Genomic DNA, 23,203 nt, shown 5'->3' on the forward strand with positions numbered 1-23,203 from the left:
GACGCCGGCGCCACCGTCGCCACCCACCTCTTCAACGCCATGCCCGGCATCGCCCACCGCGCCCCCGGCCCCATCGTGGCCCTGCTGGAGGACGAGCGCGTCACCGTCGAGCTCATCAACGACGGCGTGCACCTGCACCCCTCCGTCCTCGACCTCGCCTACGCCGCCGCCGGCGCCTCCCGCGTCGCCCTGATCACCGACGCCATGGGCGCCGCCGGCATGGGCGACGGCCTCTACCCCCTCGGCCCCCTCCAGGTCGAGGTCGAGGACGGCGTGGCCCGGCTGGTCGAGGGCGGCGCGATCGCGGGCTCCACGCTCACCCTGGACGTGGCGTTCAAGCGCTCGGTGACCGTCAACGGCCTGACCCTCAACCAGGCCGTCGAATCGCTCTCCGCCGTCCCCGCCCGGCTGCTCGGCCTGGCCGACCGGATCGGCTCCCTGGAGACCGGCAAACTCGCCGACCTGGTGGTCCTCGACTCCGCCACCCACGACCTGGTCGCCGTGATGCGCCACGGCGAGTGGATCACCGGCGCCGACCGCTTCGACGTGGTCAAGCCGGCCTGAGCGCCCCGCGAACGCCGACGGCCGCCCGTCCCCCGAGGGGGCGGGCGGCCGTCGCGCACGGGATCAGTTGGGGGTCACCGTGATCTGGTCGACCAGCACCGAACCGCCGCCACCCGCCGGGACGGCGATGGTCACGGTGTTCGAGCCCGACTGGAGCTGCGGCAGTATGTACGTGTTGTACCAGGAGTTCGCGGCGTCGTTGCCCGGCGCGTAGTTCTTGAACTCGATGCCGCCCTCCCGGTCCTTGCCGTTGACCGCGACGCTCGCCCTGAGGCTGCCGCCCGGGTTGCTGAAGTGCAGCGAGAACTTGTACGTCCCGGCCGCCGGCACCTCGCCGGTCCAGGTCACCGAGCCGCCCGGCTGGAGCGTCAGGTAGCTGCCGTCCGCCGACTTGGCGCCCTTGACGCTGTTGCCCGAGGGGGCGTTCTGGCCCTGCAGCTGGGAGGCGTCGGTGACGCCCTGCGCCGAGGCGGTCGCCGTCGAGCTGGCCGAGGAGCCGGCGGACGGGCTGGCGCCCGAGGAGCTCGGGGTGACCGCGGCCGTCGTGGAGGCGCCGCCCTTGGCCTTCTTGTCGTCGTCCCCGCCGCCGGTGGACAGCGCGATGCCCGCGCCGATCGCGACCGCCGCGATCACCGCCACCGCGCCGATCACCGCGCCCTTGCTGCGGCCGCCGCCCGGCCGCTCGTCACCCGGCCGCGGCCGGGAACGCTCGGCGTAGCGGGTCTGCGTGGTGGGCGCCTCGCCCGGGTACCCGGGCTGCTGCGCCGGGTAGGGCTGCTGCTGCGGCTGCTGGCCGTACGGCGGGTACGGCTGCTGGACCCGCGGCTGCTGCCCGTACTGGGCGCGCCCGACCTCCATCGGCCGGCTGTACGACGTGCGCGGCACGCCCTGCTGCGGGTCGCCCGACTGCGCGGGCGCGCCGTCGGCCGGGCGGTAGAGGTAGCCGAAGGGATCGTCGTCCTGCGGTGCACCGCCCTCCGGGCTCTCGGGCACTCCGTTGCTGCCGGTCGTCACGGTGGTCACTCCCCGTCGCGGTGCGCCGCCCGGCTTCCGTGCCGCCGACGCGAATGATGACTCGTTCCCGGGAACCCTACCTGTCGCCACCACCGGCTCGGAAAGACCCCTTGACAACCCGCGAGTAGCTTCCGCCCGGACGGGCCGTCCGCGGGCCCGCGCGTCAGCCCGCCCGCCGGTGCGAGCGCTCGCCGCGCGCGCCCCGTACCGCGCCGCCCCGGGCCCGCTTCTCGTCGTACATCCGCTCGTCGGCCGTGTGCAGGACCTCCTCGATGCTCATCCCGCAGCCCGCCCAGCCGATGCCCAGGCTGACCCCGACCCGCATCGCCCGGCCGTCGATCCGCATCGGCGGGATGATCGCGTTGCGCAGCCGGTGCGAGAGGTCCTTGGCCTCCTCCCGGCCGATGCCGTCGGCCAGCACCACGAACTCGTCCCCGCCGAGCCGGGCCACCGTGTCGCCGTCCCGGACGGCCTGCTGGAGCCGGCGCGCGACCTCCACCAGGACGGCGTCGCCGGCGTTGTGCCCGTGCCGGTCGTTGATCAGCTTGAAGCCGTCGAGGTCGCAGAAGAGCACGGCGAGGCCCTTCTCCACCGGGGCGCCGCCGGAGCGGAAGGCGCCCGGCCAGACCTCGCCGCCCGGGGTGTGGTCGGCCGGCACCACCGCGTGGACGTGCTCGCCGTAGCCGCCCGGGCCGACCGCGTGCGCCGGCGCGTCCGGCGAGCCGTAGCCGTGCACCGGCCCGCCGTACGGCTCCAGCCCGTCCAGCACGTCGTGGGCCGCGTGCGCCGCGTACGGATCACCGCCGTACGGGGCGCCGTACCCGGCGGACGCGTAGGCGGGGGCGCCGACCGGGGCCTGCGGCTCGTTGCACAGCCGCCGTCCCAGCCGGGCCTTGAGCTCGGCGCTGTTGGGCAGGCCGGTGAGCGCGTCGTGGCTGGCCCGGTGGGCGAGCTGGAGCTCGTGGCGCTTGCGGTCCTCGATGTCCTCGACGTGGGTCAGCAGGAAGCTCGGGCCCTCGGCGGCGTCGGCGACGATCGAGTTGCGCAGGCAGACCCACTGGTAGCTGCCGTCGCGCCGGAGCAGCCGCAGCTCGGCCCGGCCGCTGTCGGCGCTGGTGCGTTCCAGCAGTTCGCGGTCCTCGGGGTGGACCAGGTCGACGAAGCGCTGCTGGCGCAGCACCGCGCGGGGCCGGCCGAGCAGCCGGCACAGGGCGTCGTTCACCCGGGTCAGCTGACCGCTGGCGGCGCCGTGCAGTTCGGTGATCGCCATCCCGCTGGGCGCGTACTCGAAGGCCTGGCGGAAGCTCTCCTCGCTGGCCCGCAGCGCCTGCTGCTCCTTCTCCAGCCGGGCCAGCGCGCGCTGCATCTCGGCGCGCAGCCGGGCGTTGCCGATCGCGATGGAGGCCTGGAGGGAGAACATCTCCAGCGCCTCGCGGGTCCAGGCGCCGGGGCGCTTGCCGCTGCGCGGGCGGTCGACGGAGAGCACGCCGAGCAGGTCGCCGCCGGCGCTGTACATCGGGGCGAGCAGACCGTCGGCGGGGTGCCAGTCGTTGGCGTAGACGGGCATCGGGCCGTCGCCGATCCAGCGCGGGATGTCGCTGGCGACCGCCCAGCCCCGGTCGTAGGGGAGGAAGCGCAGGGTGCCCCAGTGGTCGCTGACGCCGAGCAGCCGGTCCCAGGACTCGCGGGAGCCGACCTGACCGAGCAGCACGGAGGGGCCGCCCATGGCGCTCTCCTCCAGCTCCCAGACGGCCGCCACCACCAGGTCGCCGTCCGGCCGGACCAGGCTGACCGCGGCGGCGTCGAAGCCGAGCCCGTGCACCGCGCCCTCGACCACGGCCTGCAGCGTGCCCGCCAGGCTGCGGGCAGCGTTGAGGTCCGCCACGACCCGGTGCAAGGTGCGGAGGGTCGCCAGACGGACGTACGGCTCCGACTCGGCTTCCATGCGGGGGCTCCCCGGCTGCTTCGGATAGTTCTTGATTGGTTATCGTCCGATTGCCAGAAGAACTGAATCACAGGGAGCACAGCGATCGGCACGCTCGGTCAGCAATAGGCAGCCACTTGTGACTTAAATCACACGACACTAATGCGCCCTTCATCAGCTCATTCGCCCCATAACGGGACATAAGACTTCATCGGCACATTTCTCGTGGTCGGCCGCAATGGCCCCGGGCTGAAGCCGGACCGCGGCCGGGAGGACCTGCGCTTCACCCCTGGGGGTGAGCGACGCCACAGGCCGTAACCTCCCGCATCGCGGGTCCTACGACCACGGGCCGATGCCGTCACGCCCCGCCGACGACTACCGTGCGGTACGTGTACTCGTCCCCGCAGCCGGAGGCTGCCCCCCTCGCCACGCCCGACGAGTTCCGGGCGGCCCTCGGCCAGCTCGCCGCCGGGGTGAGCCTGGTGACCGTCCGCGACCCGGACGACGGCGAGGACGTCGGCATGACCGCCACGTCCTTCCTCTCGGTGTCGCTGGAGCCGCCGCTGGTGCTGATCTCGGTGCGCGAGGACTCCCGGACGGACGAGGTGCTCTCCCGCGCCGGGACCTGGGCGGTCTCGGTGCTCGCCGAGGGGCAGAAGGCGCTCGGCTCGCGGTTCGCCATGAAGGGGCGGCTCAGCGACCGGCTGCTGTTCGCGGACACCCCGCACCACCGCGGCCCGTTCAGCGACGCGCCGCTGATCGAGGGGGCGCTGGCCACCGTCGAGTGCCGCACCGAACAGCGGATACCCGCCGGCGACCACACCCTGGTGCTCGGCCGGGTCCTGGAGGCCCGGGTGCCGGATCCGTCCGGCCGTCCGCTGCTGTACTTCCGCGGCGCCTACCGCCGACTGGGCTGATCACGCCGGGCCGCGCCGGGCTCCGCCGGACCGGCGTCACTCGCCGTAGCGGGCCCGCCGCCCCTGCTTGAGCGTGGAGCGGTGCCGCTTGTTCTCCAGCCGCCGCTCGATCATCCCCCGGGTGGGCCGGGTCGCCTTGCGGGCCTTGGGCGGCGCGGCCGTCGCCTCCCCCAGCAGCGAGGACAACCGGGCCGCCGCGACCTCGCGGTTGCGCCACTGCGAGCGGTGCTCGGAGGCCCTGACCACCAGCACCCGGCCGTCCACCAGCCGGCCCGCCAGCCGCTCCAGGGCGCGCTGCTTCCACACCTCGGGCAGCGCGCCGGAGGCGGCCAGGTCGTAGCGCAGCTCGACCTGGGTGTCGGAGGTGTTGACGTGCTGGCCACCGGGGCCGGAGGAACGCGAGAAGCGCCAGACGAGCTCGGCGTCGGGGACGACCACCGACCCCCGTACGCGGATGGGCTCGGGCATGCGCCCATTCTCGCGCGCCGGGGCCCGCCGGGTCACCCGGTTATCCGCGGCCGCCGCCGACCCCGACAATGGCGTACGTGATCGAGCTCGGCTACTCCCTGTCCAACCGCTTCCCCGACCCCCCGCAGACCGACTACCGCACCGCCTCGGTGCACGCGCTGCGGTACGACCTGTTCTGCGGCGACGTCTACCTCGACGCCGACGGCGAGGACATCTCCACGACCTGGGGCTGGGTCCCGGTGCTCGACTTCGCCTGGGCGCTGTGCGACATCGTCGAGGAGCTGGACCGCGACCCCGACGGCAGCCGCGCCGCCCGGGTCCAGCGGGCCGACCTGGACTTCACCCAGAACACCGAGCTGCTGCGCTTCGCCCGCCGGTTCAACTGGGTCGAGGTCGGCGCCACCTGGCGGCCGGACGAGGCGCCGCTGGTGGTCCGTCACAGCGAGCTGCGGCGCGAGGCCCGCGATTTCCTCCAGGACACCCTGGCCGACCTCTTCGACATGCACCCGGATCTGGCCGACAATCCGAACATCTGGTCACTGCAGGGCCGTTTCCGAAGAATCTGACCGGGCCCCGGCCGGATCATTGCTCAAACCGCGCCCGGACCAAAAGAATGAGCCGCGGAGCGTGGAACCAAGTCCACGACCTCTCGCGTTATCCCGGGCAAAAGCAACGAAGGGACAGCAATCACCATGCCAGTGAGCCTCTCCAAGGGTGGCAACGTCTCGCTGACCAAGGAGGCCCCCGGCCTGACCGCGGTCACCGTCGGCCTCGGCTGGGACGTGCGGACCACGACCGGCGCCGAGTTCGACCTCGACGCCAGCGCGATCGTGCTGAACGCGGACGGCAAGGTCCTGTCCAACGGCCACTTCGTGTTCTTCAACAACACCAGCACCCCGGACAACACCGTGGTCCACACCGGTGACAACCGCACCGGCGAGGGCGCCGGCGACGACGAGGCCATCAACGTCAACCTCGCCTCGCTGCCCGCCGAGGCCGCCCGCATCACCTTCCCGGTCTCCATCTACGACGCGGTCGCCCGCTCGCAGAACTTCGGCCAGGTCCGCAACGCCTACATCCGCGTGATCAACGCGTCCGGCGGTGCCGAGCTCGCCCGCTACGACCTCTCCGAGGACGCCGCCACCGAGACCGCCATGATCTTCGGCGAGCTCTACCGCAACGGTGCCGAGTGGAAGTTCCGCGCGGTCGGCCAGGGCTACGCCTCCGGCCTCGCCGGCATCGCCCAGGACTTCGGCGTCCAGATCTGACGCCACCCCGCACGCACCGGAGCGCCCGGCCCCCGCACGACGCGGGGCCGGGCGCTCCGGCGTTCCCGCCCCCGGCCCGTCCGGTGGAGCGCCCGCACGCGCGCGACGCCCCGGTGGCGGGGCCGGTCGGGCCGGTCCCGCCACCGGGGCGTCGTCCTGTCCGCCTGCCGGGCCCGGCCCGGTCAGCGCCTCGGGTACGGAGGGCTCAGTGCGAGCGCGAGGCCCGCAGCTCGGGCAGCTGGAGCAGCTCCGTCTCGTCGTCCGGGGTCAGGTCGACCACCTCGACGACCTCCGGCGCCCCGGCCGCCTCCACCGCCGGCCCGGCCTGTGCCGGGACCTCGGCCGACGCGGTGTAGCGGGTGCTCGCGGCGACCGCCTCGTCCCCCACCACGTCCGCCAGATCGGCCCGCTCGCCCAGCTCCGCGATGCTGCCCACCGCGGGTACCGGGGCCACGGGGGCGACCGGACGGGCGACCGCGCCGGAGCTGCGGCCGAAGAAGCTGAAACCCCCGCGCGCCTGCGCCGGGCGCGGCCGCTGCCGCTCGGCCGGCCGCTCCGGCGCGGCGGGCACCCCGCCCAGCTGCTCCACGGTGGCGGTCAGCACCGGCCGCACCGGCGGAGCCCCGACCTCGGGCCGCTTGGGCGCCTCGGCGACGGCCGGCGCGGGCGCCGGCACGGAGGGCACCGAAGGCGCGGGCACGGCGGACCCCGCGGGCACGGCGGGCCTCGTGGCCACGGCCGCCGGGGCCACGACCACCGGGGCGGGGGCCGTCGCCACCGCCGGCGTCGTACGGGCCCGCAGCGCCACCTCGGCGCTCGCCGCGAGCTCACGCCGGGCCGCACGCTCGCGCTCGGCCTCCCGCTGCGCCCCCACCGCGGCCGCGCGCCGCTCCAGGTGCCGCAGCACGGCCGCGGCCCGGATGAACGCGGCCGGGCTGGCGGGGTACTTGGGACGGCTCGCGGCCAGCGCCCGCTGGGTGGCCTCGGCATCCTTGAGGGCCTGCTCGGCGACCATCACCGCGCGCTCGCGCAGCAGCCGGGCGATCTCGGTCTCGGCCTTGGCCAGCCGCGACTTCTCCGCGGTCAGCCGGCGCCCGAACCGGGTGGCCCGCTCCTCCGCGACCTCCGCCGCGTACTCGGCCTCGGCCAGCTGCTCCTCGAAGCGCTCCTCGGCCCGCATCCGCTGGGCGACGGACACCTCGGCGGCGGCCCGGGCGGCCCGGTCGCGCTGGCGCAGCAGGACCGCGACGCCCAGCGCGGCGAGGACCGCGGCGACCCCCACCGAGCGGACCAGGATGGTGTCCTGACTGAACAGCAGCGAGGCCAGCGCGGCGACGATCAGCACGCCGGCGGCAGTGGGTGGGGAGACCCGACCGAGGAAGGTGGAATGACGGTGGCGTCCGCGAGACATGCCAAGAAACTAGCGTGCGAATTGGGGCCGTGTCAGCCCAGGGTCCCGTTCCGCCCTTGACACCGCACCGCGTGTGCCGCACGCGCCCACGGCGTCGTCCCCGGTCGCGCGGGGGCCCGGGTCAGTGGTGGGAGGCCGCCGGACCGGCCGGATCGTCGTGGTTCTCCGGCAGCTTGCACACGTGCTGGAGCCAGAGCGCCGCCGCGATCACCCCGGCGCCGGCCAGCACCGCGAGACCGGCCGTGACGGCCTGGTCCTGGCGGGCCGGGACGTCCAGCTCGCCGAGCAGGTAGATCCCGAAGCCCGCGTAGATGCCGGTGACCACCGCGGAGACCAGCGCACTCGCCTGCCCCAGCACCACGGCCCGGGCGGCTCCCAGCGGGTCGACCCGCTTGGCGCCGGGCTGGCGCTCGCGGGCCGCCTTCAGCCGGGAACGCAGCGAGATCGCCGTGGCCAGCAGGATCACCGCCACCGCGGCCAGCACCACCGGCGCCGCCGCGGGCACCGCGGGCAGCGTGTCCAGCGAGGCCCACAGCTTGGCGGCGGCCCAGGACAGGGCCGTCGTGACGACGGTGATGCCGATCAGCAGACGGAGGCGAAGCAGCTTCACTCGGACGAGGTCCTTCCCGAGGTTTCCGGTGACGGGCGGCCGCCCCCGGCCGGTGGGACGGATGCGCCAGGCCACCGTACCGGGCCGGGCCGTGCGTTCACCTGCGCGGACGGCGGACACCTACTCGTACGGCCGGGGCACCCGTCCGAGTTCCCGGCCGTACGGATCGGCGGCGCCCGCTCACTCCGGCAGGCGCAGCCGGATGTCCTCGCGCCGGTGGACGCCCTGGGCCTCCTCGCCGCCGAGCTCCTTCAGCAGCCGGGCGACCTGGCCGTGGCCGGGCACCTCGGCGTCGGGCTGGGCGTCCAGCCAGGGGGCGAGCACGAAGGCCCGCTCGTGCGAGCGCGGGTGCGGCAGCAGCAGCCGCGGGTCGTCACTGACGACGCCCTCGTAGGCCAGGACGTCGACGTCCAGGGTGCGCGGGCCCCAGTGGACGGTGCGGACCCGGCCGAAGGCGTCCTCGATCGCGTTGCCGCGGTCCAGCAGGTCGTACGGGGGCAGCGTGGTGCTCAGCACGACGACCGCGTTGTAGTAGGAGGGCTGGTCCTCGGGGCCGCCCACGGCCTCCGTCTCGTACACCGCGGAGACCACCTCGACCCGCAGCCCGGGGGTGTCCGCGAGGGCGTCCACGGCCCCCTGGAGGGTCTCCAGCCGGTTGCCCAGGTTGCTGCCGAGGGCGATCACGGCGCAGCGCCGGCCGTGCAGCGTCGAGTCGGCCGAGTCCACCCGGCGCTCCAGGTCGAACGTGGTCGGCGAGGCGGTCGGGTCGCTGGTACTCATCGGGCGTCCTCTACGGCTGGAAGGGAGGCTCTACGGCTGGCACGGGGCGGGCGGCACGTCACGCGCGGCCCCGGTGGATGGTCACGGTCACGTCGTCGAACGGCACGGTGATCGGGGCGTCCGGCTTGTGCACGGTCACCTCGACCTCCTCCACGGCCTCGTGCTTGAGGCACTGGTCGGCGATGCGCTGGGCGAGGGTCTCGATCAGGTCGACCGGATCGCCGGCGATGATCGCGGTGACCTCCTCGGCCACGATCCCGTAGTGCGCCGTGCGGGTGAGGTCGTCCCCGGAGGCGGCCGGACGGGTGTCCAGGTACAGCACGAGGTCGACCACGAAGGTCTGGCCCTCGGCGCGCTCGCGCTCGAAGACGCCGTGGTGGCCCCGGGCACGCAGGCCCCGCAGGGTGACGCGGTCCAGCAAACGAATCACTGCTCCCAGTCGGACGGGCCCGGCCCCGGATTCGGCGGATCCGGGCAGGGCGGGGACGGGCGGTGCGCCCGCCGCTCCTTTTCGAATCTACCCGTGAGCGCCGACAACGCCTGACCGTCCTACCCGGCGGGAATCGCCGTCACGCACGCCGGAATGGCGATTGACGTGAACGTTCGGTGACCTCCGGGGAATTCCCGGGCGAATCTCCGGGAGGTATTCCGGACCGGCCGACCGCTCAGTCCTCGTCCTCGTCGTCCCCGCTGGTCAGCACGGGTGAACCGTGGTGCGACCAGAGCTTCCAGCCCGCCGGGGTGCGGCGGAACAGATTGGTCGACACGACCTTCCCGCCGACCAGCGGTCCGAGCTCGCCCTCCTCCTCCGCCTCCCCCCCGGAGAGGATGTTCTCGGTGCACGTGACAAGCGCCACATCGCCCTGGACCTCGGCCTCGACATCGGTCAGGAAGAACTGGATGTACTCCGTGTTCATCATGATCAACATGTAGGAGCGGGTCACCTGGGCCCGGCCGCGCAGCACCGGCCAGCCGGGGTGGACGCAGACCACCCCGCCCTTGTCGTCGGCGTCGGCGGCGCCCAGCCAGGCGTCCTCGACCGCCTCCAGGTCGCCGTTCTCCAGGGCCTCGTACAGCGCCCGGTTGGCCGCCAGCACGGCCTCGCGGTCCGCCTCGTCGGACCGCTGACCAGCGGCCCCGCCACTCAACCTGCCGTCGTTCGCCACAGACCCTCCCGTCTCACCCCAACCGGGCCGCGTGCTGCCAGGCCGCGACCACCCTGACGGCGTCCGCCGTACCGGACACGTCGTGCACCCGGACCGCCCAGGCGCCGGCCCCGGCCGACAGCACCGACACCGCGGCGGTCGCGTCGTCGCGCTCCCGGGCCGGGCGCGGCTCCCCGGTTTCCGGGTCGGCCAGCAGCGTACCCAGGAAGCGCTTGCGCGATGCGGCGACCAGCACGGGACGGCCGAGCGCGGTCAGCGCGTCGAGCCGGCCGAGCAGGGCCCAGTTGTGCTCGGCGGTCTTGGCGAAGCCCAGGCCCGGGTCGAGGATCAGCTGCTCCTCCTTGACGCCGGCCGCCAGCAGGGCGTCCATCCGCGCGGTGAGCTCGCCGACCACGTCGGTCACCACGTCGTCGTACACCGCGAGCCGCTCCATGTCGGCGGACTGGCCCCGCCAGTGCATCACCACGAAGGGCACCCCGGTCTCGGCGACCACCCGGGCCATCGCCGGGTCGGCGAGGCCTCCGGAGACGTCGTTGACCAGCGCGGCCCCGGCCGCGACGGCCTGTTCGGCCACGGCGGCGCGCATGGTGTCGATGGAGACCACGACCCCGGCGTCGGCCAGCTCGCGGACCACCGGCAGGACGCGCTCCAGCTCCTCGGCCTCGGTGACCCGCAGGGCCCCCGGCCGGGTGGACTCGCCGCCGACGTCCACCAGGTCCGCCCCGCGGGCCCGCAGCGCCAGCCCGTGCGCGATCGCCCGGGCCGGGTCGTGCCACAGCCCCCCGTCCGAGAAGGAGTCGGGGGTGACGTTGACCACGCCCATCACGGCGCAGCGGTCCAGCCGCGGCAGCCCGGGGGGCAGGGGGTGAGCGGGAGCGTTCATACCCTCATTATCTGGCGCCGGAGCGCCGGACCCCCGGCGGAGGGCTCCCCCGGTACGCCGGACCCCCGGCGGAGGGCTCCACCGGGGGTCCCGGGCCCGGATCCGGTGGGCGGACCCGGGGCGTACGGGCCGGCGCACCGGCCCGCGGCGGCTCACGCGGCCTCGGTGACCTCCGGGCGGGTCCGCGCCGGCATCAGGCCCTCGCGCTGGCGCCGGCGGCCGAAGCGGGGCATGCCGAGGGTGATGAAGGCCTCGGCCTGCATCGCGGCGAAGCCGATCCGGGGCAGGTCGCGGTTGTTCGGGAAGACCAGGAAGCGCGGCTCCCACTCCGGCTGGAACTTGGCGTTGAACTTGTACAGCGACTCGATCTGGAACCACCGCGAGGAGAACACCAGCAGCCCGCGCCAGGCCCGCAGCACCGGGCCGGCTCCGATCCGCTCGCCGCGGGCCAGCGCCGAGCGGAACATCGCGAAGTTCAGCGACACCCTGCGCACGCCCAGCGCGGGCACGGCCTGCAGCGCGGCGACGATCAGCAGCTCGTTCAGGCCCGGGTCGGCGGCGCGGTCACGGCGCATCAGCTCCAGCGAGATGCCGTCCGGCCCCCACGGGACGAAGTGCAGCACGGCCTTCAGGTCGTCGCCGTCCTCGCCCTCCGCGGGCTCCTTGTGGGCGGTGACCACCACGCAGGCGTCGTCGCCCGGGTCGCCGAAACGGCCCAGCGCCATCGAGAAGCCGCGCTCGGTGTCGGTGCCGCGCCAGCGGGCCGCCGCGTCGGCGATCCGGTGCTTCTCCTCCAGGGACAGCTCGGAGACCCGGCGCACCTTGCAGGAGTAGCCGTTGCGCTCGATCCGCTTGACCATCTGGCGGACGTTGCGCATGGCCCGCCCGGAGAGCGAGAAGGTGGTGGCGTCGACGATCGCCTCGTCGCCGAGCTCCAGGGCGTCCAGGCCCGCCTCGCGGGTCCAGATCTCGCCGCCCAGCTCGCTGCAGCCCATCACGGCCGGCACCCAGGCGTGCTCGCGCGCCTCGGCCATGAACACCTTGATCGCGCCGGGCCACGCCTCGTAGTCGCCGACCGGGTCGCCGGAGGCGAGCATGACGCCGGAGACCACCCGGTAGGAGATCGCGGCCTTGCCGGTGGGCGAGAACAGCACGCTCTTGTCACGCCGCAGCGCGAAGTAGCCCAGCGAGTCGCGCTCGCCGTGCCGGTCCAGCAGCTCGCGGACCCGCTCCTCGTCCTCGGCGGTCAGCTCCGGCTCGGGCTTCTCGGGGCGCAGCGCCAGGTAGGCGGTGGTGAGCGCGGTGATCAGGCCGAGCCCGCCGAGCAGGTACGCGACCAGGTCGGAGACCCGCTCGGAGTCGTAGTCCACCGGCCCTTCGAACCCGAACAGCCCGTACCCGACGTGCTCCAGACGCCCGAACAGGCCGGGGTGGCCGATCTCGTACTTGGCCCGGGCGCTGACCACCAGCAGGCCGAGCAGCACGCTGACGGTGCCCAGCACGACCAGGTTGACCACGGCCCGCCAGCGGGTGCGCGGGTCGGCCTTGGCGTAGAACTCGCGGCGGTGCACCAGCATCACCACGAACAGCACCAGCGAGACCACGGCCGGGCCGATCTGGTGCCAGCGCAGCAGGTGCAGCGCGGCGCCGAGCGGCAGCAGCACGCAGACCGCCCGCCAGGCGCGCCGCTTGCGGCGGCGCAGCGCGTGGGCGAGCAGGACCAGCAGCATGCCGACCATCAGCGTGCCGGCCGCGGCGAGGCTGGTGGTGCCACCGGGCAGCTGCCCGGCGACGGTGTGCATCCTGGTGTGCCGCAGGCGGGGGAACACCGCGCAGGCGATGTCCACCAGCCCGATCAGCAGGCAGGCGTAGCCGACCGCCCCGGGCAGCCAGGCCCGGGGTACGGCGGCCGCCTGGGTACGAAGCGTCTGCAGCCCCCGGCGGCGCGGCGGCTGCTCGGTGCTCGGCTCAACGGACACGGGAACGCTCATGGAAGCTCAGGGTAGATGCTGCGGAGCGCCGTCCGGTCACTCCTGAGGAGGAGTTGTGATGGACCTTCATGCCTTTTCCTTCATCAGGCAATGCGCACACCAAGAAACCGGTGCGGGTCGAGAACCGGTGCCGATCGCGCGCTGCGATTGAGCCGAGGGTGGGAGCGGGCCCCCGGTGCCGCGTGGCGCGGCGGTCAGCTCGCGCACACGATACGTACGGTGGACGCCGCATTCTAGGGCGTCGGTTGCGGCCGTCGCAGCCGTCCCCCCGGCCCGCTCCGGCGGCCGGACCGCCCGACCGCGACGGCACGCGACCGACGTGCCGGCAGACCGCGCGCCCCGCCCCGACAGCGTCCCACCGGAAGGCCGACGGCATGGAACTGACCAGCGACGCGCTGGTGAACTCGCTGCTCGCGCTCGGCGCGGCGGCCCTCGTCACCACTCTGTGGATCTGGCCCCGGCTGGCCCGGCAGCGACCGCTGCCGGTGCTGGCCCGGATCGGGTTGCTGACGGTCACCCAGATCTCGGTCCTGGCCGTGCTGGCGCTGTCGGTGAACAACTCCTTCGGCTTCTACACCTCCTGGGACGACCTGCTCGACCCCGGCGGCGCCAAGCTCGCGCTGACCGCCACCGACCGGTCCAAGGACGCCGCGGCCCCGTCCGACGCGCTGGTCCGGCCGACCGAGGAGGGCGGCCTGGAGACCGTCACGGACCTGCCCAAGGGGGCACCCGAGGAGGTCGGCCGGGTCGAGTCGATCCGGGTGAAGGGCAGGGAGAGCGGACTCTCCGACCAGATGTTCGTGTACCTTCCGCCGCAGTACTTCGACCCCAAGTTCGCCCTGGTCCGCTTCCCGGTGGTGCTGGCCATCGCCGGCTACCCCGGCAACACCGTGCACCTGCTGAAGGAGCTGCCGGTCGCCCAGACCGCCGCCGAGCTCCAGCAGGCCGGCCGGATGCCGCCGACCGTCGTGGTGATGGCCCGCCCCACCCTGACCCCGCCCCTCAACACCGAGTGCGTGGACGTCACCAACGGCCCGCGCACCGAGACCTGGTTCGTGAAGGACGTGCCCGAGGCGCTGCGCTCCGCCTACCGGGTCGGCCGCTCGGCCGCGTCCTGGGCCACCTTCGGCTACTCCACCGGCGGCAGCTGCGCGATGCGGCTGGCGATGCGCCACCCCGAGGTGTACGGCACCGCGAGCGGGCTGCACGCGGACTTCCGGCTGGTCGAGGACCAGTGGACGAACGGCGCCCTGCTCGGCGGGGACCAGAACCAGCTGAACCAGCACGACCTGGGCTGGCGGCTGCAGAACCTCCCGGCGCCGGCCGTCTCGCTGCTCGCCGTCTCCACCCGCAAGGAGGCCGACTACCAGGACACCGTCCGCTTCGTCGAGCTGGCCCAGCAGGTCGCGGCGGCCAACCCGCAGTTCAAGGTCGAGTCGCTCTACCTGGACGACGGCGGCCACAACTTCGACAGCTGGGTGCGGGAGCTCCCGGCGACCCTGGAGTGGCTCGGCGCCCGCCTCGGCTGAGGGCCCGGCCGAGGCCCCGCCGGGGGCTGAGGGCCCGGCCGAGGCCCCGCCGGGCACGGCCCGAGGCCCCGACGGCCCCGCCGGGCGCGGTGATCGCGCAGCCGGGTGATTACCGGCCGGTTCGGCGCGGCGTCCACGCCGGGCCGGGAACGTATCGCGATCGCCCGGCCGAACGGCCGGCCGCGCCCGGATCCGTGCAGGAGGCCATCATGCTCAGCACCCGATCGCTGTTCGACGAGATCTACCGGAACGACGAGGCGTACCAGCTGTTCTGCAGCATCGCCGCGGGCGGCGAGGACCAGGGCGGCTGGGAGAACGAGCGGATCACCGCCCTCACCCGGGACCCGGTGCTCGCCCCCAAGATCGCCCGGCACGGCGCGGACGAACGCAAGCACGGCCGGATCTTCACCCAGCTGCTGCACAAGCGCGGGCTCGACAAGGTGGACGTCCCCGACGACACCGACTACTGCATGCTGCTGGAGCGCCAGGGCGTGGGCCTCTCGCACGAGCGGCTGAGGACCGACATCCCGCTGGCCGAGCGCGAGATCATCACCTACCTCGCGCACAGCCGGGTCACCGAGCAGCGCGCCGCCGAGCAGATGCGCCAGCTGGTGAAGGCGTACGCCGACAACCCGGACCTCTCCCGGGCGATGCGGATGATCTCGGCGGACGAGGACAACCACCTCGCGTACTGCCACGAGGAGCTGCTGCGGCTGACCGCCCTGGGCCACGGGCCGTACATCCGGCACGCGCTGGAGACCTGCGCGCGCGGCGAGATCCGCACCCACCGGGACGTGGGGCTGGCCGTCACCTCACGGCTCGGGCGGATCCTGCGGTGGCCGCGCTGGCAGCTCGTCGTGGTCACCCTCGGCGTGCACGTGCTCTACCTCTACGACCGGGCGTACGGCTGGCGCCGGATGGTGCGGCTGCGGATGCCCGAGCGCCGCGACGCCATGGGCACCCCGGCCCCGCCGCACGCCGGGCACTGAGGCCCGCGCCGACGTCCGGACCCGGTCAGCGCCCGATGATGAGGCTCATCGCCTCGGCCCGGGTGGCGGGGTCGCGCAGCTGGCCGCGCACGCAGGAGGTGATGGTCTTGGCGCCGGGCTTGCGGATGCCGCGCATCGACATGCACATGTGCTCGCACTCGACCACGACGATCGCGCCGCGCGGTTCGAGTATCCGCATCAGCGCGTCCGCGACCTGGCTGGTCAGCCGCTCCTGGACCTGCGGGCGCCGGGCGTAGACGTCGACCAGCCGGGCCAGCTTGGACAGGCCGGTGATCTTGCCGCTGGTGGACGGGATGTACCCGACGTGGGCGACCCCGCGGAACGGCACCAGGTGGTGCTCGCAGACGGAGGTCAGCTCGATGTCCTTGACCAGCACCATCTCGTCGTGGCCGAGGTCGAAGGTGGTGGTCAGGACGTCCTCGGGCTGCTGCCAGAGCCCCGCGAATATCTCCTTGTAGGCGCGGGCGACCCGGGCCGGGGTCTCCAGCAGGCCCTCGCGGTCCGGGTCCTCGCCCACGGCGAGCAGCAGCTCGCGGATGGCGTTCTCGGCCCGCTTCTGGTCGAAGGTGCCGACGGCAGGGGGACCGTCGAACGTCACCGGGTCGATCATGCGGGCCTCGCTAACTAGTGGACGTACTCGGGCTGAACAGCACGGATGCCGCGCCTCCAGGGTACAAACCCTGGAAGCGCGGCATCCATTCCGTACGGGGTCCGGCCGGTCAGCCCTCGGTGGGCGGCTCGGTCGGCAGCGGCGGGAACTTCACCGTGTCGACCGGGGCGGCCTCGACGGCGGCAGCGCCGTTGGTCAGCGCCAGCTCCTTCGGGGACTGCACCGGCGGCCGGGTGGACGGCGTCCGGCGGGACGAGCCCGTCCAGGCCGGCCGGGCCGGGCGCTTGACGACCGGGGCGAAGATCTCGGCGATCTGCTCCTTGTTGAGGGTCTCCTTCTCCAGGAGCTCCAGGACCAGGTTGTCGAGCACGTCGCGGTTCTCGACCAGGATCTCCCAGGCCTCGTTGTGCGCGGACTCGATGAGCTTCTTGACCTCTTCGTCGACCAGCCCGGCGACCTCTTCCGAGTAGTCGCGCTGGTGGCCCATCTCGCGGCCCAGGAAGGGCTCCGAGTTGTCCGAGCCGAACTTGATCGCACCGAGGCGCTCGGTCATGCCGTACTGGGTGACCATGGCCCGCGCGGTGGCGGTGGCCTTCTCGATGTCGTTCGAGGCGCCGGTGGTCGGGTCGTGGAAGACCAGCTCCTCCGCCGCGCGGCCGCCCAGCATGTACGCCAGCTGGTCGAGCATCTCGTTGCGGGTGGTGGAGTACTTGTCCTCGTCCGGCAGCACCATGGTGTAGCCGAGGGCCCGGCCGCGGGACAGGATCGTGATCTTGTGCACCGGGTCGCTGTACTGGCAGGCCGCCGCGACCAGGGCGTGACCGCCCTCGTGGTACGCGGTGATCTTCTTTTCCTTGTCGGACATGATCCGCGTGCGCTTCTGCGGACCCGCCACGACGCGGTCGATCGCCTCGTCCAGGATGAAGTTGTCGATCAGCTTCTTGTCCGAGCGCGCGGTCAGCAGAGCGGCCTCGTTGAGGACGTTCGACAGGTCCGCGCCGGTGAAGCCGGGGGTGCGCTTGGCGACGGCCGACAGGTCGACGTCGGGCGCGATCGGCTTGCCCTTCTGGTGCACCTTGAGGATGTCCAGACGGCCCTGGAGGTCGGGGCGCTCGACGGCGATCTGCCGGTCGAAGCGGCCCGGGCGCAGCAGCGCCGGGTCCAGGATGTCGGGGCGGTTGGTGGCGGCGATCAGGATGACGCCGCCCTTGACGTCGAAGCCGTCCATCTCAACCAGCAGCTGGTTGAGGGTCTGCTCGCGCTCGTCGTGGCCGCCGCCGAGGCCCGCGCCGCGGTGCCGGCCGACGGCGTCGATCTCGTCGACGAAGACGATCGCCGGGGCGTTCGCCTTGGCCTGCTCGAAGAGGTCGCGCACCCGGGAGGCGCCGACACCGACGAACATCTCGACGAAGTCCGAGCCGGAGATGGAGTAGAAGGGCACACCGGCCTCGCCGGCGACGGCGCGCGCCAGCAGGGTCTTGCCGGTGCCGGGCGGGCCGTACAGCAGCACGCCCTTGGGGATCTTGGCGCCGACCGCCTGGAACTTGGCCGGCTCCTGCAGGAACTCCTTGATCTCGTGGAGCTCCTCGACCGCCTCGTCCGCGCCCGCGACGTCGGAGAAGGTGGTCTTCGGGGTGTCCTTGGTGAGCAGCTTGGCCTTCGACTTGCCGAACTGCATGACGCGCGAGCCGCCGCCCTGCATCTGGTTCATCAGGAAGAGGAAGACCAGCACAATGATCACGATCGGCAGCATCGACAGCAGCAGGCTGACGAAGGTGCTCTGCTTCTCGGGACTGACCGTGTAGCCCTCGGCGAGCGTGCTCTGGTCGTTGTCGTTGACCTGGCTCTGCAGCTTCTCGGCGATCGCGACGCCCTGGTCCCCGATGTACGAGGCCTGGAACTTGCTGCCGGACGGCGGCTTGCCGGTGCCCGCGTTGGGCAGCGTCGCGCCGTCCTTGAGCTGGATCTTGACGGTGTTGGAGTCACCGGTGGTGATCTGCGCGGACTTGACCTGCTTCGCGTCGATCGCTGCGACGACCTGACCGGTGTCCACCGTCTTGTAGCCGTTCGAGTCCGAAACGACCTGCATCAGCACGATGACGGCGAGGACGGCCAGCACGATCCACATGATCGGCGCACGGAAGTATCGCTTGACGTCCATCCATGCGGGGCGTTGCCGCCCCGTCCCTCCTGCCACTCAACGGCGCCGAGGGGCTCTGGGCCGCCGGCGCATCCGGGATGTGCTCATGTGAAGAGCGGTTTTATTGGACCGTACCGCAGTGCGGCCGCATCTTGGCGGGAGCACAGCGACACGACCTATGTTCTTGTCCCCCGATCCAACGGGCGGGAACGACCAACTGTTCCCGCCCATCGCCCGAACGGGGCCGGGTGGGGCTCTCAGCCGCCGTACACGTGCGGCGCGAGGGTGCCGATGAACGGGAGGTTGCGCAGCTTCTCGGCGTAGTCCAGGCCGTAGCCGACCACGAACTCGTTCGGGATGTCGAAGCCGACGTACTTCACGTCGATCTCGACCTTGGCCGCGTCGGGCTTGCGCAGCAGGGTGCAGACCTCCAGGGAGGCCGGGCCGCGCGAGCCCAGGTTGCCGAGCAGCCACGACAGGGTGAGGCCGGAGTCGATGATGTCCTCGACGATCAGGACGTCCCGGCCGGCGATGTCGGTGTCGAGGTCCTTGAGGATGCGCACCACGCCCGAGGACTTGGTGCCCATGCCGTACGAGGAGACGGCCATCCAGTCCATGGTGACCTGCGAGTGCAGGGCCCGGGCGAGGTCGGCCATGACCATCACGGCACCCTTGAGGACGCCGACGATCAGCAGGTCCTTGCCTGCGTAGTCCCGGTCGATGCGCTCGGCCAGCTCCAGGAGCTTGGCGTCGATCTCGTCCTTGCTGATGAGCACCTTCGCGAGGTCAGCGCCCATGTCGTTCTGGTCCACCGGGGATACGTCCTCAAACGTGTCGGGGTCTGTGTGGCCGGCGGCCGGCTCCCCCGGGGCATGGCTGCCCGTCAGTCACCCTGTCGCCGAAAGACCAGCGTGCCACACCTGCGGGTGGCTTCGATCCCCCCGGGTAGGTGCAGCGGCCCCTGACCGCGCCACCCGGTGACCAGCAGGTCGATCGTTTCGAGGTGCCGCGCGAACAGGTCCCCGGCCGGGCAGCCCGCCCGCAGGGCGGCCCGGCGCAGCACCCGGCGGCGCACCGCGGGGGGCAGTTCGGCCAGTTTCACGGCGTCCAGGGCGCCTTCGCCCGTACGGAGGTCGCGCTCCGCCAGGGCGGCCCACTGGTCGAGCGCGTCGGCGTCGTCGCGGAACAGCCGGGCGGTGCGGGCGAGCGCCTCGACCACTCCGCCGCCCAGGTGCTTCTCCAGCACGGGCAGCACCTCGTGGCGCACCCGGGAGCGGGTGTAGGCGGGGTCACAGTTGTGCGGGTCGTCCCAGACCGGGATCGCCTGCGCGGTGCAGGCCTGCCGGGTGGCGGAGCGGTCCAGCTCCAGCAGCGGACGGCGGTAGCGGCCCTTCTGGGCCGGCATCCCGGCCAGCGAGCGGGCGCCGGAGCCGCGGGCCAGGCCCAGCAGCACCGTCTCGGCCTGGTCGTCCCGGGTGTGCCCGAGGAGCACCGCGATCGCGCCGTGCCGCTCGGCGGCCGAATCCAGCGCCGCGTACCGGGCGTCCCGGGCGGCGGCCTCGGGGCCGCCCTCGCGGCCGACCCGGACGGCGACCGCCTCGACCGGGTCCAGGCCCAGCTCGCGCAGCCGCTCGGCCACCTGGGCGGCACGCTCGCCGGAGCCCGCCTGCAGGCCGTGGTCGACGGTGACGGCGCCGACCCGCAGACCCAGCTTGGGCGCCTCGAAGGCGGTCGCGATGGCCAGCGCCATGGAGTCGGCGCCGCCGCTGACGGCGACCAGGACCAGCGGCGAGCCGGGCGCGGCCGGCGTGCGGGGCAGCCCGGAGGGGTGGCGGTGGGCGTTGCCGATCAGCGTGGTCCCGGCGGCGGCGACGGCGGCCAGCGGGGCCCGGTCGGCGTGCTCGCGGGGCCCGCGGACGGGGGCGGTGAAGGTACTGCCGGCCTCGGTGGCGAGGTCGGCGAGGGTGCGGCGGACGGCCAGGCGTATCGCGGCGACGGCGGGGTGAGGGCCCACGGCGGACGACTCCTCGGCGGAGGGGGGACGGGGACGGCGGGGCGCGGCGGGGACCGCGCCGGGCGAGCGCCCCTGTTACCGGGCGCTCACAGATGGTGGCAGAAAGTGGCGGGCCGCTACGCCACCCGCGCCACCGGTACGACCACCGTCCCACGTACGGGTGAATGGCGAAACGGTTCTTCACCCGCCATCTGCGCGATTGGACCACTCGTGCGAACGGGTTTGACCGTCGGCGACCGGCCGTGGGCGTTCTGACGGCCGGCCGCCGACCTCACCGGGCGATGCGGCGGGTGATCAGCGGATGATCAGCGCGCGACCCGGGCCACCCAGGCCGCGGGATCGTGGATCTCCTCCTTGGTCGGCAGGGTGTTGGGCGAGGTCCAGACCCGGTTGAAGCCCTCCATGCCGACCCGCTCGACGACCCCGCGCACGAACACCGCGCCGTCCTGGTACTGCCGCAGCTTGGCGTCCATGCCCAGCAGCCGGCGCAGCACCAGGTCCAGCCGGTTGGCACCGCGGTCCCGGCGCTGCTGGAACTTCTCCCGGATCTCCGCCACGCTCGGCACCACGGCCGGGCCCACACCGTCCATCACCACGTCCGCGTGGCCCTCCAGCAGCGACATCACGGCCGTCAGCCGGGCCAGGATCTCGCGCTGGGCGGGCGACTGGACCACCTCCAGCAGCGTCCCCGGGGAGGAGCCGTCGCCCCGGCCGCCGAGGCCGGGCAGTCCGCCGCCGAGCGTGCCGGCCGCGTCCCGCAGCCGCTCCAGCAGCGCGCCCGGGTCGACGTCCGTCTCGCCCAGGAAGGACTGCACCTCGGACTGGATGTGGTCGCGCAGCCACGGCACCGCGGTGAACTGGGTGCGGTGGGTCTCCTCGTGCAGGCAGACCCAGAGCCGGAAGTCGGACGGGTCGACGTCCAGCTCCCGCTCGACGTGCACGATGTTCGGCGCCACCAGCAGCAGCCGGCCGGGGCCGGGGGCGTCCGGGCCCAGCCGCGGCTTGTCGAACAGCGCGGCCGGGCTGTCCGGCGCGGTGACCGCGGGCTCCGCGGGCGCGAAGGTCTCGTACTGGCCGAGCACCTTGGTGGCCAGGAACGCCAGCAGCGCGCCGACCTCGATCCCGGTGGCCTTCTCCCCCACCGTGCCGAACACGCCGGCCGCGGCGCCGTTCGTCCGGCGGGCCTGCAGCTTCTCCACCAGCGGCTGCACGACCGTGCGGAAGCCCGCCACGTTGGCCCGCACCCAGCCGGGCCGGTCCACGATCAGCACCGGGGTCGCGGCCGCCTCGGACAGGCTGGTCGAGCGCATGCCGGTGAACTCCCGGACGTGCTCCTCGGCCGCCAGCGCGTGCCGGCGCAGCTGGGCGACCACCGCGGACGCCTCGGCCCGGCTCACCTCCGGCCCCGGTCGTACCAGCCTGGTCGCGGTCGCGACCGCGAGATTCCAGTCGACCATGTCAGCACCGCCGCTCGCGCTCGTCATGCCCTCACCGTACGTGCTCCCGTGCACCGGGGGGAGCCACAGGCGCAGACGTCCTGCACGGTGGACGCACGGGGGGCGCCGAAGGTGCCCGGAGCGCCTCCCCGGGCGGCTCCGGACCCTCCCGCGGGTGCTCAGTGGCAGCCGCAGGCCGCCAGCCTGGCGACGATCCGGTCCATCGCGGCGCGGGCGGAGTCGGCCGGGGCGGTGGTGCGGGTCATCACGGCGAAGGCGAGCAGCCGGCCGTCGGCGTCGACCACGGTGCCGGCCAGGGTGTTGACGCCGCTCAGGCTGCCGGTCTTGGCGCGGACCAGGCCGGCCGCCTCGGAGGCGCCGGACCCCGCGCCGAAGCGCTTGCCGAGGGTGCCCGTGAACCCGGCGATCGGCAGGCCGGTGAGCGCCGGGCGCAGCTTGGGCTGCTGCTCGGAGGCGGCCAGGGCGAGCAGCCGGACGAGCGTGGTGGGCGGGATCGCGTTGCCGGGGTGCAGCCCGCTGCCGTCGTTGAGGACCACCCCGGCCAGCGGCACCCCGAGCCGGGTCAGTTCCTGGGTGACGGCGGTGGCCGCGCCCTCGAAGCTGGCGGGCTGGTGGGCGGCCAGCGCGACCTGGCGGGCGATCGCCTCGGAGAGGGTGTTGTCGGAGGTGGTCAGCAGCCGCTCCACCAGCCGGGCCACGGTCGGCGACTCCACCCGGCCCAGCACCGGGGCGCTCGCCGCGGCCGGGGCGGCGGCCGCCTTCGGCCGGCCCTCGACGGTGATGCCCTGCGCCTTCAGCAGGGCGGCGAAGGCCTCGGCGGCGTGACCGGCCGGGTCGGCGACCCGGGCCGGGGCGTCCTCCCGGCTCTTCGGGTCGGACCTGCCCTCGTCCACCATCAGCGGGGTGACCAGCGCGATGTTGGCCGCGTCGTGGTTCTTGTGCTGCGGGTTGCCCGAGTAGAGGGAGACGTCGTAGTCGAGCTTGACGCCGGTGGTGCCGGCGGCCTTGAGGGCGACGGCGGTCTGGCGGGCCAGCAGCTCCAGCGAGGCGGGCGCGGTGTCGGCGTCGGCCGGCATCCCGCCGATCTGCACCTGGTCGGCGGGCAGCGCGGTCAGGGTCGGGTCACCGCCACCCACGAGGGTGATCTCCCCCGGGCCCGCGCCCTTGACGACCCGGGTGGCGAGCCGGGTGTCCGCCGGGATCAGCGACAGCGCGGCGACCGCGGTGGCCAGCTTGGTGGTGGAGGCGGGCGTGGCGGGGGTGCTCTCGCCGGAGCCGTACAGCAGCCGGCCGTCCACCGCGTCCATCACGGCGAAGGTGACGGTGCCGAGGTTCTTGTCCGCCAGAGCGGCGGCCAGGGCCTCGCGCAGGCCCTGGGAGGTCGGCACGCCGTCCGCCGCGCCGGCGTCCGGGGAGGCCAGCACCGGGCCGGCGGGCGCCGGGCGGG

22 protein-coding genes are annotated in these 23,203 nt (G+C 73.6%); 6 read left to right on the forward strand and 16 right to left on the reverse strand.

All coding sequences use genetic code 11. The features are described from left to right. The coding region (locus ACWEQL_RS30285) for an amidohydrolase family protein (RefSeq protein ID WP_452153534.1) at positions 1–564 on the forward strand (564 nt) is incomplete at its 5' end. 63 nt (positions 565–627) lie between these two features. Here the strand turns inward: ACWEQL_RS30285 and ACWEQL_RS30290 are convergent. Both ACWEQL_RS30290 and ACWEQL_RS30295 read right to left on the reverse strand, forming a co-directional pair. Next, positions 628–1,578, reverse strand: a complete 951-nt coding sequence (locus tag ACWEQL_RS30290; RefSeq protein WP_452153535.1) for a carbohydrate-binding protein — start codon at positions 1,576–1,578, stop codon at positions 628–630. A 163-nt stretch (positions 1,579–1,741) separates the two neighbouring features. Then, complete coding sequence (locus ACWEQL_RS30295) at positions 1,742–3,523, reverse strand: diguanylate cyclase domain-containing protein (protein WP_452153536.1); 1,782 nt, start codon at positions 3,521–3,523, stop codon at positions 1,742–1,744. Between the two features lie 368 nt (positions 3,524–3,891). Here ACWEQL_RS30295 and ACWEQL_RS30300 point away from each other — a divergent pair, with 368 nt between their 5' ends. Further along, on the forward strand, positions 3,892–4,419 hold the full coding sequence (locus tag ACWEQL_RS30300) for a flavin reductase family protein (RefSeq protein ID WP_452153537.1): 528 nt from the start codon (positions 3,892–3,894) through the stop codon (positions 4,417–4,419). Positions 4,420–4,455: 36 nt separating this feature from the next. Here ACWEQL_RS30300 and arfB read toward each other — a convergent pair whose 3' ends face one another. Then, positions 4,456–4,887 carry an alternative ribosome rescue aminoacyl-tRNA hydrolase ArfB gene (arfB, locus tag ACWEQL_RS30305; protein WP_452153538.1) on the reverse strand — a complete coding sequence of 144 codons (432 nt, stop codon included), beginning with the start codon at positions 4,885–4,887 and terminating at the stop codon, positions 4,456–4,458. Positions 4,888–4,955: 68 nt separating this feature from the next. Between arfB and ACWEQL_RS30310 the strand changes: the two genes are divergently transcribed. After that, complete coding sequence (locus tag ACWEQL_RS30310; protein ID WP_452153539.1) at positions 4,956–5,453, forward strand: hypothetical protein; 498 nt, start codon at positions 4,956–4,958, stop codon at positions 5,451–5,453. 126 nt (positions 5,454–5,579) lie between these two features. Further along, positions 5,580–6,155 (forward strand): TerD family protein, encoded by a 576-nt coding sequence (locus ACWEQL_RS30315; protein WP_452153540.1) that lies wholly within the window; start codon positions 5,580–5,582, stop codon positions 6,153–6,155. A 205-nt stretch (positions 6,156–6,360) separates the two neighbouring features. Here the strand turns inward: ACWEQL_RS30315 and ACWEQL_RS30320 are convergent, their stop codons facing one another. The 7 genes from ACWEQL_RS30320 to ACWEQL_RS30350 all read right to left on the reverse strand — a co-directional run bounded on the left by ACWEQL_RS30320 (position 6,361) and on the right by ACWEQL_RS30350 (position 12,996). Continuing rightward, positions 6,361–7,566 (reverse strand): hypothetical protein, encoded by a 1,206-nt coding sequence (locus ACWEQL_RS30320; protein WP_452153541.1) that lies wholly within the window; start codon positions 7,564–7,566, stop codon positions 6,361–6,363. 121 nt (positions 7,567–7,687) lie between these two features. Then, positions 7,688–8,176 carry a DUF3180 domain-containing protein gene (locus tag ACWEQL_RS30325; RefSeq protein ID WP_452153542.1) on the reverse strand — a complete coding sequence of 163 codons (489 nt, stop codon included), beginning with the start codon at positions 8,174–8,176 and terminating at the stop codon, positions 7,688–7,690. A gap of 180 nt (positions 8,177–8,356) precedes the next feature. Beyond that, positions 8,357–8,956 carry a 2-amino-4-hydroxy-6-hydroxymethyldihydropteridine diphosphokinase gene (folK, locus tag ACWEQL_RS30330; protein ID WP_452153543.1) on the reverse strand — a complete coding sequence of 200 codons (600 nt, stop codon included), beginning with the start codon at positions 8,954–8,956 and terminating at the stop codon, positions 8,357–8,359. A 58-nt stretch (positions 8,957–9,014) separates the two neighbouring features. Beyond that, on the reverse strand, positions 9,015–9,374 hold the full coding sequence (gene folB, locus ACWEQL_RS30335; protein WP_452153554.1) for a dihydroneopterin aldolase: 360 nt from the start codon (positions 9,372–9,374) through the stop codon (positions 9,015–9,017). Positions 9,375–9,621: 247 nt separating this feature from the next. Next, positions 9,622–10,122 (reverse strand): nuclear transport factor 2 family protein, encoded by a 501-nt coding sequence (locus ACWEQL_RS30340; RefSeq protein ID WP_452153544.1) that lies wholly within the window; start codon positions 10,120–10,122, stop codon positions 9,622–9,624. Between the two features lie 13 nt (positions 10,123–10,135). After that, positions 10,136–11,005, reverse strand: a complete 870-nt coding sequence (gene folP / locus ACWEQL_RS30345; protein WP_452153545.1) for a dihydropteroate synthase — start codon at positions 11,003–11,005, stop codon at positions 10,136–10,138. A 152-nt stretch (positions 11,006–11,157) separates the two neighbouring features. Further along, complete coding sequence (locus tag ACWEQL_RS30350) at positions 11,158–12,996, reverse strand: phosphatidylglycerol lysyltransferase domain-containing protein (protein WP_452153546.1); 1,839 nt, start codon at positions 12,994–12,996, stop codon at positions 11,158–11,160. A 374-nt stretch (positions 12,997–13,370) separates the two neighbouring features. On the opposite strand from ACWEQL_RS30350, the gene ACWEQL_RS30355 reads away from it, so the two are divergent. Together ACWEQL_RS30355 and ACWEQL_RS30360 are read left to right on the forward strand one after the other, a co-directional pair. Further along, a complete protein-coding gene (locus tag ACWEQL_RS30355) occupies positions 13,371–14,525 on the forward strand; it encodes an alpha/beta hydrolase (RefSeq protein WP_452153547.1) in 1,155 nt (384 codons plus the stop codon). 209 nt (positions 14,526–14,734) lie between these two features. Next, positions 14,735–15,514, forward strand: a complete 780-nt coding sequence (locus ACWEQL_RS30360; RefSeq protein ID WP_452153548.1) for a ferritin-like domain-containing protein — start codon at positions 14,735–14,737, stop codon at positions 15,512–15,514. Between the two features lie 25 nt (positions 15,515–15,539). On the opposite strand, the gene folE is transcribed toward ACWEQL_RS30360, so the two are convergent. From folE to dacB, 6 genes are all read right to left on the reverse strand, one after another. Continuing rightward, the gene (gene folE, locus ACWEQL_RS30365; protein ID WP_452153549.1) at positions 15,540–16,145 is read right to left on the reverse strand and encodes a GTP cyclohydrolase I FolE; all 606 of its coding nucleotides are present in this window, start codon (positions 16,143–16,145) and stop codon (positions 15,540–15,542) included. 109 nt (positions 16,146–16,254) lie between these two features. Beyond that, the gene (gene ftsH, locus ACWEQL_RS30370) at positions 16,255–18,306 is read right to left on the reverse strand and encodes an ATP-dependent zinc metalloprotease FtsH (RefSeq protein ID WP_452153550.1); all 2,052 of its coding nucleotides are present in this window, start codon (positions 18,304–18,306) and stop codon (positions 16,255–16,257) included. 236 nt (positions 18,307–18,542) lie between these two features. After that, complete coding sequence (gene hpt / locus ACWEQL_RS30375; RefSeq protein WP_030059589.1) at positions 18,543–19,097, reverse strand: hypoxanthine phosphoribosyltransferase; 555 nt, start codon at positions 19,095–19,097, stop codon at positions 18,543–18,545. A gap of 71 nt (positions 19,098–19,168) precedes the next feature. Further along, a complete protein-coding gene (tilS, locus tag ACWEQL_RS30380; RefSeq protein ID WP_452153551.1) occupies positions 19,169–20,299 on the reverse strand; it encodes a tRNA lysidine(34) synthetase TilS in 1,131 nt (376 codons plus the stop codon). A gap of 305 nt (positions 20,300–20,604) precedes the next feature. Continuing rightward, positions 20,605–21,783 (reverse strand): zinc-dependent metalloprotease, encoded by a 1,179-nt coding sequence (locus tag ACWEQL_RS30385; protein WP_452153552.1) that lies wholly within the window; start codon positions 21,781–21,783, stop codon positions 20,605–20,607. Between the two features lie 131 nt (positions 21,784–21,914). Further along, positions 21,915–23,203: D-alanyl-D-alanine carboxypeptidase/D-alanyl-D-alanine endopeptidase (gene dacB / locus ACWEQL_RS30390; protein ID WP_452153553.1), on the reverse strand; the 1,289-nt coding region annotated here is incomplete at its 5' end.

This window comes from Kitasatospora sp. NPDC004240 (genome assembly GCF_053603215.1).